The following is a 19,284-nucleotide window of genomic DNA, read 5'->3' on the forward strand; positions in this document are numbered from 1 at the left end:
CAGACATTTTTACCTGACGGGCCGTTGTGCGATACACTTTGCAGATCGACTCTAAAAACCTTAAAAATTATGCGCCTGGTTTTATCATCTCTGATTGTGATGGCTGGACTTCTGAGTGGTCAGGCTGCTGCCGCGCCTGAGCAGACCACGCACGCTGATATTCGTGACAGCGGCTTTGTCTATTGCGTCAGCGGACAGGTCAATACGTTCAACCCACAGAAAGCGAGCAGTGGACTGATCGTCGACACGCTTGCCGCCCAACTTTATGACCGTCTGCTTGATGTGGATCCTTACACCTATCGCCTGGTGCCAGAACTGGCCGAAAGCTGGGAGGTGCTGGATAACGGCGCAACGTACCGCTTCCACCTGCGTCGTGACGTGCCATTTCAAAAAACCACCTGGTTCACCCCTACTCGTAAACTGAATGCAGACGATGTGGTGTTTACCTTCGAGCGAATCTTTGACCGCCAGCATCCGTGGCACAATGTTAACGGCAGCAACTTCCCCTACTTTGATAGCCTCCAGTTCGCCGATAATGTGCAAAGCGTGCGCAAGTTGGACAGCCATACCGTTGAATTTCGCCTGACTCAACCGGATGCGTCTTTCCTGTGGCATCTGGCCACGCATTACGCGTCGGTTATGTCAGCGGAATACGCGGGGCAGTTGGCAAAACAGGATCGCAAGGAATTACTGGACCGACAGCCTGTCGGTACCGGTCCGTATCAGCTTTCGGAAAATCGTGGCGGGCAATATATTCGCCTGCAGCGTCACGACGCGTTCTGGCGCGGGAAACCCTTAATGCCGCAGGTCGTCGTTGATCTCGGTTCTGGTGGAACCGGGCGCTTATCAAAACTGCTCACCGGTGAATGCGACGTGCTGGCCTGGCCTGCTGCCAGTCAGCTCAGCATCTTACGTGATGACCCACGTTTGCGCCTGACGCTGCGCCCTGGGATGAACATTGCTTACCTGGCTTTCAATACCAATAAACCCCCGTTGAACAATCCGGCCGTGCGTCATGCACTGGCGCTGGCAATCAACAACCAGCGGCTGATGCAGTCGATCTATTACGGTACAGCAGAAACCGCCGCATCTATTTTGCCGCGCGCCTCGTGGGCGTATGACAACGAAGCTAAAATTACAGAATACAATCCGGCAAAATCTCGCGAGCAGTTAAAAGCGCTGGGGCTGGAGAACCTGACGTTACAGCTTTGGGTACCAACCAGCTCCCAGGCCTGGAACCCCAGCCCGCTGAAAACCGCCGAGCTTATTCAAGCGGACATGGCGCAGGTTGGCGTGAAAGTGAAGATTATTCCGGTGGAAGGTCGTTTTCAGGAGGCGAGATTAATGGATATGAACCATGATCTGACGTTGTCCGGTTGGGCGACAGACAGTAACGATCCTGACAGTTTTTTCCGTCCGCTGCTTAGCTGTGCCGCCATCAACTCGCAGACCAACTTTGCCCATTGGTGTGATCCGGAGTTTGACAGCGTTCTGCGCAAAGCGCTGTCATCGCAGCAGCTCTCGTCACGCATTGATGCCTATGACGAAGCGCAAACGATCCTGGCACGAGAGCTACCCATCCTGCCGCTGGCCTCTTCACTGCGTTTGCAGGCCTATCGCTATGACATCAAAGGCCTGGTACTCAGCCCATTCGGTAATGCCTCCTTTGCCGGCGTATCCAGGGAAAAGAAAGATGAGGTGAAAAAACCATGATTATCTTTACCCTGCGTCGCTTTCTACTGCTCCTGGTCACCCTGTTCTTCCTGACGTTTATCGGGTTCAGCCTGAGTTATTTTACCCCCCATGCTCCTCTGCAGGGTGCGTCGCTGTGGAATGCGTGGGTATTCTGGTTCAATGGCCTCATCCACTGGGATTTCGGTGTATCCAGCATTAACGGACAACTGATCTCGGAACAGTTGAAAGAAGTGTTCCCTGCCACAATGGAATTGTGCGTTCTCGCCTTCGGTTTTGCGCTAATGGTCGGTATCCCGATTGGCATGCTGGCGGGGATCACACGCAATAAATGGCCGGATCGATGCATTAGTGCCTTTGCCCTGATGGGTTTTTCCATCCCGGTTTTTTGGTTAGCACTGTTGCTGACGCTGTTCTTCTCGTTAACGCTCGGGTGGCTGCCCGTGTCTGGCCGTTTTGATCTGCTTTATGAAGTCAAACCTGTTACCGGTCTTGCCATCGTCGACGCGTGGCTTTCCGACTCGCCGTGGCGCGATGAAATGCTGGTCAGCGCAATACGCCACATGGTGCTGCCGGTGTTAACGCTCTCCGTTGCGCCAACGACCGAAGTCATTCGCCTGATGCGTATCAGTACCATCGAGGTGTTCGATCAAAATTACGTAAAAGCGGCGGCCACTCGCGGCCTGTCTCGACTGACCATTTTACGTCGCCACGTACTGCATAATGCCCTGCCGCCGGTGATCCCGCGGCTTGGTCTCCAGTTTTCCACCATGCTGACGCTGGCGATGATCACCGAAATGGTCTTTAGCTGGCCAGGCATTGGCCGCTGGCTGATCAACGCCATTCGCCAGCAGGATTACGCCGCAATTTCAGCCGGCGTGATGGTGATTGGCTCACTGGTCATTATCGTAAACGTGATCTCTGATATTTTGGGTGCCATGGCTAACCCTCTGAAACATAAGGAATGGTATGCCTTACGATAGCGTATACAGCGAAAAGCGCCCGCCTGGCACGCTGCGTACCGCGTGGCGCAATTTTTATGGCGATGCGTCTGCAATGGTCGGTCTGTATGGCTGTGCGGGACTGGCCATACTGTGTGTTTTCGGTGGCTGGTTTGCGCCTTATGGTATCGATCAGCAATTCCTGGGTTATCAACTGCTCCCGCCTTCCTGGTCGCGTTATGGCGAGGTGTCATTCTTCCTTGGGACCGACGATCTGGGACGTGACGTATTAAGCCGCCTGCTGAGCGGTGCAGCTCCCACTGTCGGCGGCGCATTTGTTGTCACGCTCGCCGCCACGATATGCGGTCTGGTATTGGGGGTTTTAGCCGGGGCAACCCACGGTTTACGCTCGGCAGTGTTGAACCATATTCTCGATACCCTGCTCTCGATCCCGTCGCTGCTGCTGGCGATCATTGTGGTGGCGTTTGCTGGCCCCCATCTAACGCACGCGATGTTTGCCGTCTGGCTGGCGCTGTTGCCACGCATGGTGCGCTCTGTCTATAGCATGGTGCATGACGAGCTGGAAAAAGAGTATGTCATTGCTGCCCGTCTGGATGGTGCCTCCACGCTCAACATTCTGTGGTTTGCGATTTTGCCCAATATTACCGCTGGGCTTATCACTGAAATCACCCGCGCTTTGTCGATGGCGATTCTGGATATTGCCGCACTGGGCTTTCTCGACCTCGGCGCACAGCTTCCGTCGCCGGAATGGGGCGCCATGCTGGGCGACGCGTTGGAGTTAATTTACGTTGCCCCATGGACCGTGATGTTGCCCGGGGCGGCGATCATGATTAGCGTGCTGCTGGTAAACCTGTTAGGTGACGGTGTACGCCGCGCAATTATCGCGGGGGTGGAATAATGCCATTACTGGATATTCGTAACCTGACCATTGAGTTCAGAACCGGCGACGACTGGGTAAAGGCCGTTGACCGCGTCAGTATGACACTCAATGAAGGCGAGATCCGTGGACTGGTCGGTGAATCGGGCTCCGGTAAAAGTTTAATCGCCAAGGCTATTTGCGGCGTGGCAAAAGACAACTGGCGCGTGACCGCTGACCGCATGCGCTTTGATGATATCGATCTGCTACGACTGTCTGCCCGCGAGCGGCGTAAACTGGTCGGTCATAATGTGTCCATGATCTTTCAGGAACCGCAGTCCTGTCTCGATCCGTCTGAACGCGTCGGACGGCAGCTGATGCAAAATATTCCCGCCTGGACCTATAAAGGGCGCTGGTGGCAACGCATTGGCTGGCGCAAACGCCGCGCGATTGAACTGCTGCACCGCGTCGGGATAAAAGACCATAAAGATGCGATGCGCAGCTTCCCGTATGAGTTGACGGACGGCGAGTGCCAGAAAGTCATGATTGCCATCGCCCTGGCGAATCAGCCACGTTTGCTGATTGCCGATGAGCCGACCAATGCGATGGAGCCCACCACTCAGGCGCAAATTTTCCGTCTGCTGACCCGGCTCAATCAAAACAGCAACACCACCATTTTGCTGATCAGCCATGACCTGCAAATGCTCAGCCAGTGGGCGGATAAAATCAACGTCATGTACTGCGGACAAACGGTGGAAACCGCGCCAAGTAAAGATTTGGTGACGATTCCGCACCATCCTTATACACAGGCGTTGATCCGTGCCATTCCAGATTTTGGTAGCCCAATGCCGCATAAAAGCCGCCTGAATACGATGCCTGGTGCGATCCCATTATTGGAACAGTTACCAATGGGGTGCCGTTTGGGGCCGCGCTGCCCTTACGCTCAACGTGAGTGCATTGAAACCCCACGACTGACCGGAGCAAAGAATCATCTCTATGCCTGTCATTTCCCGCTGAACATGGAGAGAGAGTGAGATGGTAGAAACACTGCTCGAAGTACGTAACCTGAGCAAAACCTTTCGCTACCGGACGGGCTTGTTTCGTCGGCAGACCGTAGAAGCCGTCAAGCCACTGAGCTTTACACTGCGTGAGCGCCAGACACTTGCCGTCATTGGCGAAAACGGCTCCGGTAAATCGACGCTGGCGAAAATGCTGGCCGGAATGGTTGAGCCGACCAGCGGTGAGCTGCTGATTGACGATCATCCGCTAAAATACGGTGATTATTCTTTTCGCAGCCAGCGCATTCGTATGATTTTCCAGGATCCGTCAACATCGTTGAACCCGCGTCAACGTATCTCGCAGATCCTCGATTTTCCGCTACGTCTGAATACCGATCTTGAGCCGGAGCAACGCCGCAAGCAGATCGTCGAAACCATGCGCATGGTCGGTCTGCTGCCCGATCACGTTAGCTACTACCCGCATATGTTGGCACCAGGACAAAAACAGCGCTTGGGGTTAGCTCGCGCCCTGATTTTACGTCCCAAAGTGATTATCGCGGACGAAGCGCTGGCCTCTCTGGATATGTCGATGCGTTCGCAGCTGATTAACCTGATGCTCGAGCTACAGGAAAAACAGGGTATTTCATATATCTATGTGACGCAGCATATTGGGATGATGAAACACATCAGCGATCAGGTGTTGGTGATGCACCAGGGCGAGGTCGTCGAGCGCGGCAGTACGGCGGATGTGCTGGCCTCGCCGCTGCATGAACTGACCCGCCGCCTGATATCCGGGCATTTCGGTGAGGCGCTCACCGCCGATGCCTGGCGCAAAGATCGCTAACAGTTATTGACGCCCTCCTCTGATGGAGGGCTTTTTATATCGTCAGTGAACAATATCTGCAGGTAGCAATGCTTCAATGTCGCTAAATGCAACCGGCGGGGAAATATCACCCTGCACGGCCCAGATACCCGCATGGCTTAGCTCATCAATAAGCCGCGCATCCTCCAGCCCCTCGACGACCACTCGGTCACAATATTCCCTGATGTTCTTAATCAGAACCGGGAACATCGGCTTTTCGACCTGCGACAAAAAGAAGCCGCGATCCATTTTCACTACATCAAAATTACCGCTGACCAGCGGGTTTGCCCCCACGCTACCAGAGCCAAGATTGCTCAACCACAAGGCATTAGGCCCGTCACGCAGAGAATTAATCAGCAGGTTATTCAGGCAAGCAGTATTCGACAGGAAACGTTCTGAGAGTTGAAGTGCAATAAACGGCATAGCGTGTAAGGCCGAGGTTATGGCAGGGTCGCCTATCGCGAGAAGCGCCATTTCATCAATCAGATTAAGTGTACAAAAAAGGTTATTGCTCTCAAACCAGGCGCGCTTTCGGGTGATTAACGCGATTTGTTCAAGCATGAAATGGCGTTTTTGTGCACTATTCCACGCGGCAATGATGAAATCTGAATGTAACGGGTGAACCGTCTCTGAGGTAAACCGGGCGATCATCTCAACACCCAGCAACTTTTCCGTTGTGTCTCTCATCGGTTCCGCGATGAAATGATAGCGCATAAGACCACTCCAATTGATCATAACATACTGATAATGCGCTTTTAATTATAATCAATCAATAATATAGATCAATGATTCATTATTGATCGATAAAAACAATATATGATAACAGGATGAATATAGCCGATTTTTTAGTTTTAAGAATCTTCTGACATTGATATGTTCATCAACATCGACTAGCGCTAAATCATACCATTTTACGCCGTTGAGTCCTCGTGTTTTCTGCCCTCGCCCCTGCTCCGGTCTGGTTGGAGGAGGCAGAACCTGGGGGGAGTGATATACTCCTCACGTGCAACGAATAGTGACAGGCCACTGATACTGACAACGATGCCACGGTTCCCGAAATCCCTTTTACTGTCGTTAACCGTATGGTGACTCGCAGAGAAAGATCGTGACACAAGGGGCAGAGAGTGGGATATAATTTCAGACCAATTTCGAGTGACCTTGAAATTGCAATCATAACGCATTGATTGCTAAAAAAATAAGTAATGACTATAAGGATTAAAGCTATGGGTTTTCTTTCCGGTAAGCGCATTCTGGTGACCGGTCTTGCCAGTAAATTGTCCATCGCCTACGGTATCGCTCAAGCGATGCACCGCGAGGGAGCTGAACTGGCGTTCACCTACCAGAACGACAAACTGAAAGGCCGCGTGGAAGAATTTGCAGCTCAACTGGGTTCCAACATCGTCCTGCAGTGCGATGTGGCTGAAGACGCCAGCATCGACACCATGTTCGCTGAACTGGGCAAAACCTGGGAAAAATTCGACGGTTTCGTACACTCCATCGGTTTCGCACCGGCAGACCAGCTGGATGGCGACTATGTGAATGCGGTAACCCGCGAAGGCTTTAAAATCGCTCATGACATCAGCGCCTACAGCTTTGTAGCGATGGCAAAAGCCTGCCGCACGATGCTGAATCCAGGCTCTGCACTGCTGACGCTGTCCTACCTGGGCGCAGAGCGCGCTATCCCGAACTACAACGTAATGGGTCTGGCGAAAGCGTCTCTGGAAGCAAACGTCCGCTATATGGCTAACGCGATGGGTCCAGAAGGTGTGCGTGTCAACGCAATCTCCGCAGGTCCAATCCGTACTCTGGCGGCTTCTGGCATCAAAGATTTCCGTAAAATGCTGGCCCATTGCGAAGCAGTTACTCCGATTCGCCGTACCGTGACCATTGAAGATGTGGGCAACTCAGCAGCATTCCTGTGTTCTGACCTGTCTGCCGGCATCTCTGGCGAAGTCGTTCACGTTGATGGTGGCTTCAGCATCGCGGCAATGAACGAGCTGGAACTGAAATAATCTTTCAGACCTCCTCTGTGGGCGGCGCGATGTCGCCCATGATTTTTTCCCCCTCCCGTCAGCTACTCCCTGTCATATATACTTTTCTGATATTTATTATCACGTAACAATCTTTCATCCCCTCATCAGCTTACGCCAGGATATTGCAGCGCAAACGATCCGGCGGACGAACATAACGACGTATCCGGGTCGCCACTTTTTTGACCAAGGAACGCCCATGGAACAACGCCGAATTGAAGGCAAAAGCCACTGGTATCATGAAACGCAGTCCAGCACCTATCCGCAAGATGTTCTTCCGCTGGTGCCAGAAGCAGCAGACGTCGAAGACAGTTTTTTGCTGGACCTGGCGATACCGGAAGTCGCGCTGTTACCCTTTCAGTCCTGGTTAGAACCTGCCCGTGAACTTGCTCACCTTCTCTTCCCTGCTGATGTTGACCTAAATTCGTTACATACGTTCAGCGCCTATGAACGAATGAGTACCGCCTTAACTGTCGCTCAGGTTTACGGCATCCAACGATTGTGTAACCACTACGCAGCACGTTTGACCCCGCTACCAGGCCCGGACTCCTCCCGTGAGAGTAATCACCGGCTGGCACAAATTACCCAGTATGCTCGCCAACTTGCCAGTTCTCCCGCCGTGATTGGCGTACGCGATCGCCATCATCTTGATGATGTTGGATTAACAACCTGCGATATCATCTTGATTAATCAGGTCATCGGCTTTGTCGGTTTTCAGGCCCGTGTCGTGGCGGTCCTTCAGGCTTATTTTGGCCATCCTTTGCGTCGCATACCGGGCCTTGATGTTCAGCAATACGCGCAGGCCGCTATTTTTAACAACGCCGATGCACAATGGCATATGGCCGCATTCCCGATAGACGTCATCCCGCCTCGCGAGGCTTCACCAGGCAGCGTTGACCAAAACGGGCGCATCCCGGATTTACAAACGCTCGCGCCGCTGCTGGCACATTCACCGACGATACTGGCTTTAATCAGATCATTGCTGACCAGTACGCTATGTACAGATACACCGTCGAGGGCGTTTTCTCTCGCCACACTGCTGACATCACGCATTAACGGCAGCGTGGCATGCTTTAATGAACAGGCCCTCACAGCTCATCAACTGGCGGACTTCATAACGATACTGCGTCTGGATGAACGCGAATTGCAGCGCTGGGAACAACGACATCCGGTTGAGCGCGCTACCCTGCAAGCGGTACAATGGTTAACCAGGGCGCCCGACCGTTTTAGCGCCGCACTGTTAACCCCGTTATTTGAACAGGGTACCTCATCGGAACAGGCTATTAACTTACTGGCCTGGAGTGGATTGTGCGGATGGTTGAATCGCTTGAAAATCGCGCTGGGCGAGACTCACTAACCACTCCGCTCATTGAAAGAGCGCTTGCTGCGACTGGCAGTTTCGCGTAAAACTGTCAGCCGCTCTTTTGGCCACGAAAATAGACAATTATGCTTCAGGACAACCCGCTGCTAGCGCAGCTTAAACAGCAACTACATTCCCAGACGCCGCGTGCTGAAGGGGTGGTAAAAGCCACGGAAAAAGGCTTTGGCTTCCTGGAAGTCGATGCACAAAAAAGCTATTTCATTCCACCGCCGCAGATGAAAAAAGTGATGCATGGTGACCGCATTGTCGCGGTGATCCATAGCGAAAAAGATCGCGAATCTGCCGAGCCGGAAGAACTGGTTGAACCGTTCCTGACGCGTTTTGTGGGTAAAGTTCAGGGTAAGAACGATCGTCTGTCCATTGTGCCAGATCATCCGTTACTGAAAGACGCTATCCCCTGCCGCGCTGCTCGCGGTGTGGATCATGAATTTAAGGAAGGTGACTGGGCCGTCGCAGAAATGCGTCGCCATCCGCTGAAAGGCGACCGCACCTTCTACGCTGAATTAACCCAGTTCATCACCTTTGCTGACGATCATTTCGTCCCCTGGTGGGTCACGCTGGCGCGCCACAATCTTGAAAAAGAAGCACCGAATGGCGTAGCCACCGAAATGCTGGATGAAGGTCTGGAACGTCAGGATCTTACCGCACTGAACTTCGTCACCATTGACAGTGCCAGCACCGAAGATATGGACGATGCGCTGTACGCCGAGGAACTGGCTGATGGCAAACTGCAATTAACCGTCGCCATTGCCGATCCTACCGCCTGGATTGCCGAAGGCAGCAAGCTGGATAACACTGCTAAAATTCGCGCGTTCACCAACTATCTCCCGGGCTTCAATATCCCGATGTTACCGCGTGAACTGTCAGACGACCTGTGCTCGCTGCGGGCTAACGAAGTCCGTCCGGTGCTCGCTTGCCGCATGACCATTGCGGCTGACGGCACTATTGAAGACGACATCACCTTCTTCACGGCGACCATCGAATCCAAAGCGAAACTGGCCTATGACAACGTGTCTGACTGGCTGGAAGGGAATAATGGCTGGCAGCCTGAAAACGACGAGATTGCCGAGCAGATCCGTCTGTTGCAGCGTATCTGCATGAGCCGTGGCGAGTGGCGTCATAACCACGCACTGGTGTTTAAAGATCGCCCGGATTACCGCTTTGTACTGGGTGAAAAAGGTGAAGTGCTGGATATCGTGGCGGAACCGCGTCGCATTGCTAATCGTATCGTGGAAGAGTCGATGATTGCGGCAAACATCTGCGCCGCGCGCGTTCTTCGCGACAAACTAGGCTTCGGGATTTATAACGTACACATGGGGTTCGATCCGGCGAATGCTGAAGCGTTGGCCGCCCTGCTGAAAACCCATGGTATGCACGTGGATGCCGAAGAGGTGTTGACGCTGGAAGGCTTCTGCAAACTGCGTCGTGAACTGGATGCTCAACCTTCTGGTTTCCTCGATAGCCGTATTCGCCGTTTCCAGTCCTACGCTGAAATCAGCGTCGAGCCAGGTCCGCACTTTGGGCTGGGCCTGGAGGCATACGCCACCTGGACCTCACCTATCCGTAAGTATGGCGATATGATCAACCATCGCCTGTTAAAAGCGGTAATTAAAGGCGAAACCATCGCTCGACCACAGGAAGACATCACGATACAGATGACGGAACGCCGTCGCCTGAACCGGATGGCCGAACGTGACGTCGGTGACTGGTTATACGCCCGCTTCCTGAGTGACAAAGCCGGGACTGACACCCGTTTTGCGGCTGAAATCATCGATGTCAGCCGCGGTGGTATGCGGGTGCGCTTAGTCGACAATGGCGCCGTCGCGTTTATCCCGGCACCGTTCCTGCACGCGGTCCGTGATGAACTGGTGTGCAGCCAGGAAAACGGCACGGTACAGATCAAAGGTGACGTGGTTTACAAGGTCACTGACGTGATCGACGTGACCATCGCAGAAGTGCGAATGGAAACCCGCAGCGTTATCGCACGTCCAGCCGCGTAGCACCACTAAACTCAACGGCCTTTCTCTTTTTGTGAAAGGTCGTTTTCTTTTCCCCCCTGATACGCCGCCACGCACTACACTTCCTTCATCCAGTCCAAATTATTTTTACTCTTTTCAGGTCTGCTGACTTTGCTTTTTTCTGAATCTGGATTACACATAAATATATAAATAAAACAATATGTTCAGCCATAATCACCCTGTATGAATCATGGCTACCCTTACTTTTGAGGCTCTATGCGCTTTAAACGGGATAGTACACATCATGAAAGACGTTCGGGAGTTGGTAACGTTGTATAGCTTTGTGGGTTCTCACAACCCTTACTGGCGTTTGTCAGAGGAGTGTAACATCCTGCATTTCTCTATTGACGAAACGGCCGCAGCAGAACAAACCATCGAATTATCACCGGAACAAGCCGATCGCATTCGGGAAATGACAGTGATTACATCAAGTCTGCTGATGACCCTTCCCATCGATACGGATGACATTCCCGTGCACCTTGTCGGGCGAAAAATTAATAAACGTGAATGGGCTGGTAGCGCATCAGCCTGGGACGACACCCCTTCTGTAGCACGCGATCTGGCACAAGGATTATCCTTTGCCGAACAGGTCGTATCGGAAGCCAATTCAGTTATCGTGATACTTGACCGACAGGGTAACATTCAACGTTTTAATCGGTTATGCGAAGAATACACCGGGCTAAGAGAACGTGAAGTGATCGGGCAAAGCGTCTTCACGCTGTTTATGAGCCGTCGTGAAGCTGCGGCATCAAGACGCAATATTGACGTTTTTTTTCGTGAAGGCAACTCGTATGAAGTCGAGCGCTGGGTTAACACCTGTAAGGGTCAGCGCCTGTTCCTGTTTCGTAATAAATTTGTGCATAACGGCAGCGGTAAGAACGAAATATTTCTGATCTGTTCCGGGACCGATATTACCGAAGAACGGCGCGCCCAGGAGCGACTTCGCGTGTTGGCGAACACCGACTCCATCACCGGGTTACCCAACCGTAACGCCATTCATGAGTTGATTAGCGAGGCGATTGATAACGCGGGCGACACGCAGGTTGGCATTATTTATCTCGACCTCGATAACTTCAAAAAGGTCAACGATGCCTACGGGCATATGTTTGGCGACCAGCTTTTACAGAGTGTCTCGCTGGCCATCCTAAGTTGCCTCGAAGATAACCAGTTACTGGCGCGCTTCGGTGGTGATGAGTTTATCGTCCTCGCGACGGGAACCTCCCAGGGGGCGCTGGAGGCCACGGCCTCGCGCATTCTGACCCGTCTGCGGCTACCGTTCCGCATTGGCCTGATTGAAGTGTATACCGGCTGTTCTATCGGCATTTCCCTGGCACCCCAGCATGGTAATGACAGCGAAAACGTCATTCGCAACGCGGATACCGCCATGTATACCGCCAAAGAAGGCGGACGTGGGCAGTTTTGCGTGTTCTCCCCTGAAATGAATCAGCGGGTGTTCGAGTATCTGTGGCTGGATACCAACCTGCGTAAGGCGCTGGAAAACGATCAGTTGCTGATCCACTACCAGCCCAAAATAACCTGGCGGGGTGAAGTCCGCAGCCTGGAGGCGCTGGTCCGCTGGCAGTCGCCGGAGCGTGGGTTAATTCCGCCGCTGGAATTTATCTCTTACGCCGAAGAATCAGGGCTTATCGTCCCGCTGGGGCGCTGGGTGATTCTGGACGTTGTGCGCCAGGTGGCGAAGTGGCGCGATAAGGGAATCAATTTGCGCGTGGCGGTAAACGTCTCGGCGCGTCAACTGGCCGATCAAACACTGTTCACCGATCTGAAGCAGGTTCTGCACGATCTGAATTTTGAGTATTGCCCCATTGACGTCGAGTTAACAGAAAGCAGTTTAATTGAGAATGAACAGCTAGCACTGTCCGTTATTCAGTAGTTTAGTCAGCTTGGCGCCCAGATCCATTTGGATGATTTTGGCACAGGATACTCTTCACTTTCCCAGCTTGCCCGCTTCCCGCTCGATGCGATTAAACTGGACCAGACCTTCGTCAGGGATATCCACAAACAATCCATTTCACAGTCGCTGGTACGCGCCATTGTTGCGGTGGCGCAAGCGCTAAATCTCCAGGTGATTGCTGAAGGCGTGGAAAGTGCGAAAGAGGATGCCTTTCTGACCAAGAATGGTGTCAATGAGCGTCAGGGATTTTTGTTCGCTAAGCCAATGCCAGCTGCCGCGTTTGAACGTTGGTATAAGCGACATCTGAATAAAAAAATGCGCTAACCATGCAGGAATACTCGTCGAGAAATAGCGAAGAATGTACATTCCGTGACTATCGTATCTGTCTGTAATCACGGAATATATAATATTCTCCGATCATGTCGGTTAATACTATTTTTCCCTTCTCTTTTATGATGATTTTCTGCATCATGAAATTCTAAATTTTTTGACACCAGGATGATGACCATGTCTGATATCGACACAAAACGACTGGCCGAACGCATTGATACCGTACTGGATATCCTTGTTGCAGGTGACTCTCATTCAGCCATCCACAATCTCGAAATCCTCAAGGCTGAACTGTTAAGCACGGTCAACGAAGAAACAGCGCCAGTGTCAAAAAAACACAAAGCCCCGTGGGAGATCTGACGGCTTTGTACTTGTTATGTGGTTGCTGATATCAGACTGCTGATAACGTAACCTCCGTTTAATGTCCGATACGATACCGCTATAAAAATTAATACTATGAATTCCCGACAACAATCTATTTTGCAGATGGTGACCGATAAAGGCCAGATGAGCGTATCTGAGCTTGCCAAAATCACCGGTGTCTCTGAAGTGACGATTCGACAGGATCTGAACACGCTGGAAAAACAGAGTTATTTACGCCGTGCGCATGGTTTCGCAGTGTCACTGAATAGCGACGATGTTGAAACGCGTATGATGACCAACTTCACCCTGAAACGTGAACTGGCTGAGTTTGCCGCCTCACTGGTCAATCCTGGTGAATCCGTATTTATTGAAAACGGTAGCAGTAATGCACTGCTGGCCAGAACGCTGGCGGAACAAAAAGACGTCACTATCATTACGGTCAGCAGCTATATCGCTCACCTGCTGAAAGAAACACCCTGCGAAGTAATCCTCCTCGGCGGGATCTATCAGAAAAAAAGCGAAAGCATGGTTGGGCCATTAACGCGTCAGTTTATCCAGCAGGTTCACTTTAGTAAGGCTTTTATTGGAATCGATGGCTGGCAGCCTGAAACCGGCTTCACCGGCCGTGACATGATGCGTTCAGACGTGGTCAATGCAGTGCTGGAAAAAGGCTCAGAGGTGATTGTGCTCACCGACAGTTCGAAGTTTGACGCCATTCATCCGTACACACTCGGTCCGTTGGAGCGATTCAATCGTGTCGTCACTGATGCAAAACTCAGTGCCAGCGTGCAAATGCAACTAGAGCATTCAGGATTAATCGTTAACATCATCGATACCCGCGCATAATACATCACCAGATGATTTGCCTGTCGGCAAATCATCTTCTCTCTGAGACTTATCCGACCGTCCAATTAAGACTTTTTACCTGTTGTTAACAGGGTAATGTCGTAAAATTAATGTTAGCGATATAACAGGAACACACTCTCATCAACAGATGATTGATGGTCATGCCCTGCGCTAAACGGTTTCACGGAAATACCTTTAATGACCTTAATTTCACGCTATCATTAAAGAGACTGGATTCCGTGAATCAATCATTCAGGAGAAAGTATTATGTTAGTAACGAGCAAAAAAATGACCGCTGCCATTCTGGCGATTACTCTGGCTATGTCTTTGAGTGCCTGCTCTAACTGGTCTAAACAAGACCGCAACACCGCCATTGGTGCGGGTGCAGGTGCCATTGGTGGCGCAGTCCTGACGGACGGCAGTACGCTGGGTACGCTGGGTGGTGCTGCAGTAGGTGGTATTATCGGCCACCAGGTGGGTAAATAATCTACGGTTGACCGGCTCGATATAATAATACGTTTACTTTTTCGCGACCGTACTATTTACATTACTAATAATAAAGCCACGAATATTTTCGTGGCTTTTTTTATTAGCCGCCAGCCAGTTTAACTTTCAAGCCTTTGGCTTCCAGCAAGGATTTAATCAGGTCGCGTTTATCGCCTTGTATTTCAATGACGCCCTCTTTCACGGCCCCACCACAGCCACATTTTTTCTTTAACTCGGCTGCTAATTTGGTTAGCTCTGAGTCGTCCAGATCAATACCGGTAATCAGGCAAACGCCCTTTCCTTTTCGACCGCTGGTCTGGCGTTGAATTCGCACAATACCATCGCCTTTTGGACGTTCTGTCACCGCTTTAGGTTCGTCAATTCGTCCAGACTCAGTCGAGTAGACCAGACGAGAGTTAGCGTCGCTCATTTACGCTCCTCGTTTCAGTGAGGTGTTGATCGCCTTCAGCGTCTGGCCCGGATCCGCCGACTGCGTGACCGGACGACCAATCACCATATAATCCACACCCGCTGACAGTGCCTGCTGTGGCGTCATAATGCGGCGCTGATCGCCCGCTTCACTGCCTTCAGGACGAATACCAGGCGTTACCAGCTTAAACGCCTGACCAAACTCTTGTTTGAATCGTACCGCTTCCTGTGCAGAACAGACAACGCCGTCCAGCCCGCAGTTTTGCGTTAACCGTGCCAGTCTTTCTGCATGCTCCGCAGGTGACAACGTCACTCCCAGATCGGCAAGGTCGCTGGCTTCCATGCTGGTCAGCACCGTCACGGCAATTAACAACGGCGCATCGTTACCAAATGGTACCAAGGCTTCACGAGCCGCCGTCATCATCCGTGCCCCACCCGAGGCATGAACGTTAACCATCCACACGCCAAGGTCTGCCGCAGCCGCTACGGCATGTGCCGTGGTATTGGGGATGTCGTGGAATTTCAGGTCCAGAAATACATCAAATCCACGCTGTTGCAGGTCGCGCACCAATTGAGGTCCAAAAAGCGTGAACATCTCTTTGCCCACTTTCAAACGGCAATCACGGGGATCAATTCTGTCGACAAATGCCAATGCTTTATCGCGATTATTGTAGTCCAGAGCGACAACGACAGGAGAATCAGTAACAGCACGGGGAGAAGATGAAGCAGTAAACGTCATAACCAGACCTTCCTGAAGATGGGCACCTTTCGGCACAAAATGGGTAAACGGCGTGCATTCTACCTGTGGTCATAGGAAATTAACAGATTCGATTACATCGCTGCTTGGCGATGTGGCACGGAGGCTAAATGTGCAGGATGTTATTAAACAATAAGGATGTTGTAACTAAAGTCGGTATTTTTTTAATTACAAACCGTCAAGACCGCGAATTGGCTTAATGGTTGACCATGAACGGCACGATGGGCAATGCCAGTACAGCGTGTAGGCGGTAAATCCGCATTTCTGGCAGCGGTAGCGCGGCTTACTGCGAACCTGTTCGCCGACCATATCCCGTAACACCATCAGACTCTCTTTAGCACGCCCTTCCTCGGCCTCATTGAGGTGATAGTCCATTAGTTTGTGGAAGACGCGCATCGTCGGATGACGCTGCAACTGACGGGTGATATAAACCTGCGCGGTATCGCTGCCCTCACGCGCTTCGAGGATATCCGCCAACATCAGCTCAGCGGCGGCACCGGTATTCTCCTCTACGGCGCGGCGTAAGAACTCCGCCCATTCATCGTTCTTACCAAGTTGCTGGTAGCAACTCTGTAGCATGTCCAGCGTTTCGCTGACCAGCTCTTTGTCCTGGGAAATTACGCGCTGCAGGCTTTCGACCGCCTTCGCATAGTCCCCTTTCATCATGTACACGCGTCCCATCATGATGGAAACCCGCGCACTGTTTTTGTCGGCGGCAGCCCCTTTTTTTAACAACGTCATGGCGCGGTCCATGTCGTCGCTGCCCAGTTGCTGAAGAGCCAGTTCGCAGTAGAAGTGTGCGATCTCAATTCGCTGCTTATCTTTACCGAGCTTCACCAGGCGTTCCGCAACGTCAATGGCTTTTTGCCACTCACTGGTTGCCTGATAGATCTGCAACAGCTGTTGCAACGCACCCACGCGGAAATCGGTTTCATCGGTAAGCTGATTGAACATGTCTTCAGCGCGGTCATACAGACCTGCGGCCATGTAATCGCGACCGAGTTGTTGAACCGCCAGCAAACGCTGTTCGTAGGTCAATGACGCACTTTCCATCAACGTTTGATGGATGCGGATAGCGCGATCGACTTCACCGCGCGAGCGGAACAGGTTTCCGAGGGTGAGATGAGCCTCAACGGTGCCGGTATCCTCTTTCAACATATCGAGGAACAGATCCACCGCTTTATCTTGTTGGTTGCTCAGAAGGAAGTTAACCCCGGCGACATAGTCACGCGACAGGCGGTTAGCTTCGTCCTGTTTTGTTTGTTGCGCACTTCTGCGACCCATATACCACCCATAGGCAGCGGCTACAGGTAACAGCAGAAACAACAACTCCAGCATAAATAATTATTCCTTCACAACCGACGAATCGGCAGAAACCGCAACGTCGGTCGCAGGCGCAAGCTGGTTTTCCAGTCGTTTGATTTTACGTTCGGCACGCACAAGAGACACGCGAACCCTCAGCCAGAAAAGGCCGCAAATTAACCAACCAATCGCAAATCCTGCAGCAAACAACACGGCAAGCAGCGTAGAAATACGATATTCACCTTGGGCCAGCAGGTAGTTAAACGTTACCTGTTGATCGTTTTGCGCACCTAATGTCACCGAAATAACAAAAATCGCCAACACCAGTAAGAAAATGAGTAAATATTTCACATTACTTCCCGTTATGTGGTTTGAGCGAATAAATCGTGTACAACTTACCGCGTTGAGCCCTTTAAATTACCATTTTCACGACGAGTGCGAAATGGAAAAGCGCTTTAGTCTTTATGATTTAAGGGCAAAACGCGAAAAATCAATCACGGTCAGCTTTCTTGTTCACGCTGCGCGATTTCTTGTTGCTCCTGAACCGGCGGTGTTAATGGCCCACAGACCCGTTGTGCAAGCCATGTCGCCAACGTAACCAGCAGCCATGATATCAACGTCGCCACGACTAAATCTCGCGGCCAGTGCATGCCCAGTAACAAACGACTGCCCATTACACCCGTCGCCCAGACCAGCAAGAAAACAATCGTTAGCGTACGTCTACGCGGCCATAATAGCCCCACGGCCAGTAACGCCCAACTGGCGGCAAACATCGTATGACCAGAGGGAAATGCGAAACCCGTCTCTTTTTGCCAGTGTTTACGTAAAAAGGTCGGGATATCCTGCTGTCCTGATAATTGCTCTTTGACTAAGTGTCCGCGCTCTTTACGCTTTAAAGTGTAGAACTCATCAACAGGGACATGGTGCGTTTTTTCCAGCCAAACCACAAAAGGTCGTGGCTCCTGCACCCTTTCTTTTACCCATGACTTGCCCCCCTGGCCGATCAAAATTGCCGCGGCAAGGATGGCGAACAGCATCATCGCGGCTTTCAGACGAAATCTCAGACACCACAAAAACCACACACACAGGGACACATGAGTAATGATTCCCCAGGGTTGCGTCACCGTTTCCGTTATCCAGTATAAGGATTTTAACCACCAGACATTGTTCCCTGGCTGCCAACTCCAGCCAGACACCCACATGGACACTGGCATAATCAACAACAGAACAGCACCTACGGCGGTTCGCTTTGCGATAGAAAGCATTGCATCTCCTTTCGTCGATAAGTCTCACAATCATAACTGAAAAAATTGCGCGCCGGGAAAATTGACAATTTTGTGCCATTGCAAATACGAATGCGCTGTCGCCATTAGGCGAACGCCGTCGCCTTATGGCAAAATAGTGCCATACAGAAGCCAATAGGCGACGGCACGGCGAGTGCCAGCGTAATCTGGAGAAATACATGCAGCTTAAACGTGTGGCAGAAGCCAAACTGCCAACCCCCTGGGGTGATTTCCTGATGGTGGGATTTGAAGAACTGGCAACCGGGCACGATCATGTCGCGCTGGTATTTGGCGATATTTCGGGTCAAACACCGGTCCTGGCACGCGTCCATTCCGAATGTCTGACTGGCGATGCGCTTTTCAGCCTGCGTTGCGATTGCGGTTTCCAACTGGAAGCCGCGCTCACGCACATTGCTGAAGAGGGACGCGGTATCCTGCTTTACCATCGTCAGGAAGGTCGCAACATCGGCCTGCTGAATAAGATCCGCGCCTATGCGTTGCAAGATCAAGGCTACGATACCGTTGAAGCCAACCACCAGTTAGGTTTTGCTGCCGATGAGCGCGACTTCACCCTGTGCGCAGATATGTTTAAGCTGCTGGGCGTAGATGCAGTACGACTGCTGACCAATAATCCGAAGAAAGTTGAGATTCTGACCGAAGCTGGGATCAATATTGTCGAACGCGTGCCGCTGATCGTGGGCCGGAACCCGAAAAATGCGCATTATCTGGATACCAAAGCCGCCAAAATGGGCCATTTATTGAGCGAATAATCGCCCG

Annotated in this window: 18 protein-coding genes and 1 pseudogene; 13 read left to right on the plus strand and 6 right to left on the minus strand. The window is 51.8% G+C overall.

Annotation, left to right across the window (positions count from 1 at the left end):
* Nucleotides 1-69: 69 nt before the first annotated feature.
* From sapA to sapF, 5 genes are read left to right on the plus strand one after another with little or no spacing between them, the layout of a single operon-like run.
* Nucleotides 70-1,713, plus strand: a complete 1,644-nt coding sequence (gene sapA / locus FDW88_RS00310) for an ABC transporter substrate-binding protein SapA (protein ID WP_115258335.1) — start codon at nt 70-72, stop codon at nt 1,711-1,713.
* Nucleotides 1,710-2,675 (plus strand): peptide ABC transporter permease SapB, encoded by a 966-nt coding sequence (gene sapB / locus FDW88_RS00315; RefSeq protein ID WP_137361796.1) that lies wholly within the window; start codon nt 1,710-1,712, stop codon nt 2,673-2,675. Before sapA ends, sapB begins: the two co-directional genes overlap by 4 nt.
* Nucleotides 2,662-3,552, plus strand: a complete 891-nt coding sequence (sapC, locus tag FDW88_RS00320) for a peptide ABC transporter permease SapC (protein WP_096756844.1) — start codon at nt 2,662-2,664, stop codon at nt 3,550-3,552. The genes sapB and sapC overlap by 14 nt, the downstream gene beginning before the upstream one ends.
* Nucleotides 3,552-4,544 (plus strand): peptide ABC transporter ATP-binding protein SapD, encoded by a 993-nt coding sequence (gene sapD, locus FDW88_RS00325; protein WP_096756843.1) that lies wholly within the window; start codon nt 3,552-3,554, stop codon nt 4,542-4,544. Before sapC ends, sapD begins: the two co-directional genes overlap by 1 nt.
* Nucleotide 4,545: 1 nt before the next feature.
* Nucleotides 4,546-5,352: a peptide ABC transporter ATP-binding protein SapF gene (sapF, locus tag FDW88_RS00330; RefSeq protein WP_096756842.1), complete on the plus strand. Its 807-nt coding sequence runs from the start codon at nt 4,546-4,548 to the stop codon at nt 5,350-5,352.
* A 42-nt stretch (nt 5,353-5,394) separates the two neighbouring features.
* On the opposite strand, the gene FDW88_RS00335 is transcribed toward sapF, so the two are convergent.
* Entirely contained in the window at nt 5,395-6,084 is a 690-nt protein-coding gene (locus FDW88_RS00335; protein WP_137361797.1) for an EAL domain-containing protein, read from the minus strand.
* Between the two features lie 509 nt (nt 6,085-6,593).
* Here FDW88_RS00335 and fabI point away from each other — a divergent pair.
* The 7 genes and pseudogenes from fabI to osmB all read left to right on the plus strand — a co-directional run bounded on the left by fabI (nt 6,594) and on the right by osmB (nt 14,736).
* Nucleotides 6,594-7,382 (plus strand): enoyl-ACP reductase FabI, encoded by a 789-nt coding sequence (fabI, locus tag FDW88_RS00340; protein WP_137361798.1) that lies wholly within the window; start codon nt 6,594-6,596, stop codon nt 7,380-7,382.
* A 217-nt stretch (nt 7,383-7,599) separates the two neighbouring features.
* Complete coding sequence (locus tag FDW88_RS00345) at nt 7,600-8,757, plus strand: carboxymuconolactone decarboxylase family protein (protein WP_137361799.1); 1,158 nt, start codon at nt 7,600-7,602, stop codon at nt 8,755-8,757.
* Nucleotides 8,758-8,846: 89 nt separating this feature from the next.
* Nucleotides 8,847-10,781 (plus strand): exoribonuclease II, encoded by a 1,935-nt coding sequence (locus FDW88_RS00350; RefSeq protein WP_117342883.1) that lies wholly within the window; start codon nt 8,847-8,849, stop codon nt 10,779-10,781.
* Nucleotides 10,782-11,043: 262 nt separating this feature from the next.
* Nucleotides 11,044-13,035 (plus strand): annotated as a pseudogene (gene pdeR, locus FDW88_RS00360) (cyclic di-GMP phosphodiesterase).
* Nucleotides 13,036-13,218: 183 nt separating this feature from the next.
* On the plus strand, nt 13,219-13,401 hold the full coding sequence (locus FDW88_RS00370) for a hypothetical protein (protein ID WP_137361800.1): 183 nt from the start codon (nt 13,219-13,221) through the stop codon (nt 13,399-13,401).
* 96 nt (nt 13,402-13,497) lie between these two features.
* Nucleotides 13,498-14,250, plus strand: coding sequence for a DNA-binding transcriptional regulator YciT (locus FDW88_RS00375; RefSeq protein ID WP_137361801.1), 753 nt, complete (start codon nt 13,498-13,500; stop codon nt 14,248-14,250).
* A gap of 267 nt (nt 14,251-14,517) precedes the next feature.
* The gene (osmB, locus tag FDW88_RS00380) at nt 14,518-14,736 is read left to right on the plus strand and encodes an osmotically-inducible lipoprotein OsmB (RefSeq protein WP_096756834.1); all 219 of its coding nucleotides are present in this window, start codon (nt 14,518-14,520) and stop codon (nt 14,734-14,736) included.
* 103 nt (nt 14,737-14,839) lie between these two features.
* On the opposite strand, the gene yciH is transcribed toward osmB, so the two are convergent.
* From yciH to pgpB, 5 genes are all read right to left on the minus strand, one after another.
* On the minus strand, nt 14,840-15,166 hold the full coding sequence (gene yciH, locus FDW88_RS00385; protein ID WP_135911919.1) for a stress response translation initiation inhibitor YciH: 327 nt from the start codon (nt 15,164-15,166) through the stop codon (nt 14,840-14,842).
* Nucleotides 15,167-15,904: an orotidine-5'-phosphate decarboxylase gene (gene pyrF / locus FDW88_RS00390; RefSeq protein WP_137361802.1), complete on the minus strand. Its 738-nt coding sequence runs from the start codon at nt 15,902-15,904 to the stop codon at nt 15,167-15,169. It abuts the gene before it with no gap.
* A 186-nt stretch (nt 15,905-16,090) separates the two neighbouring features.
* Complete coding sequence (lapB, locus tag FDW88_RS00395; protein ID WP_096756831.1) at nt 16,091-17,260, minus strand: lipopolysaccharide assembly protein LapB; 1,170 nt, start codon at nt 17,258-17,260, stop codon at nt 16,091-16,093.
* Between the two features lie 6 nt (nt 17,261-17,266).
* On the minus strand, nt 17,267-17,575 hold the full coding sequence (locus tag FDW88_RS00400) for a LapA family protein (protein WP_096756830.1): 309 nt from the start codon (nt 17,573-17,575) through the stop codon (nt 17,267-17,269).
* Nucleotides 17,576-17,724: 149 nt separating this feature from the next.
* Complete coding sequence (gene pgpB, locus FDW88_RS00405) at nt 17,725-18,489, minus strand: phosphatidylglycerophosphatase B (RefSeq protein ID WP_137361803.1); 765 nt, start codon at nt 18,487-18,489, stop codon at nt 17,725-17,727.
* Between the two features lie 197 nt (nt 18,490-18,686).
* Here pgpB and ribA point away from each other — a divergent pair, with 197 nt between their 5' ends.
* Complete coding sequence (gene ribA / locus FDW88_RS00410) at nt 18,687-19,277, plus strand: GTP cyclohydrolase II (protein WP_096756827.1); 591 nt, start codon at nt 18,687-18,689, stop codon at nt 19,275-19,277.
* Nucleotides 19,278-19,284 lie beyond the last annotated feature (7 nt).

Source organism: Citrobacter sp. wls829 (assembly GCF_005280825.1).
GTDB classification, from domain to species: domain Bacteria; phylum Pseudomonadota; class Gammaproteobacteria; order Enterobacterales; family Enterobacteriaceae; genus Citrobacter; species Citrobacter gillenii.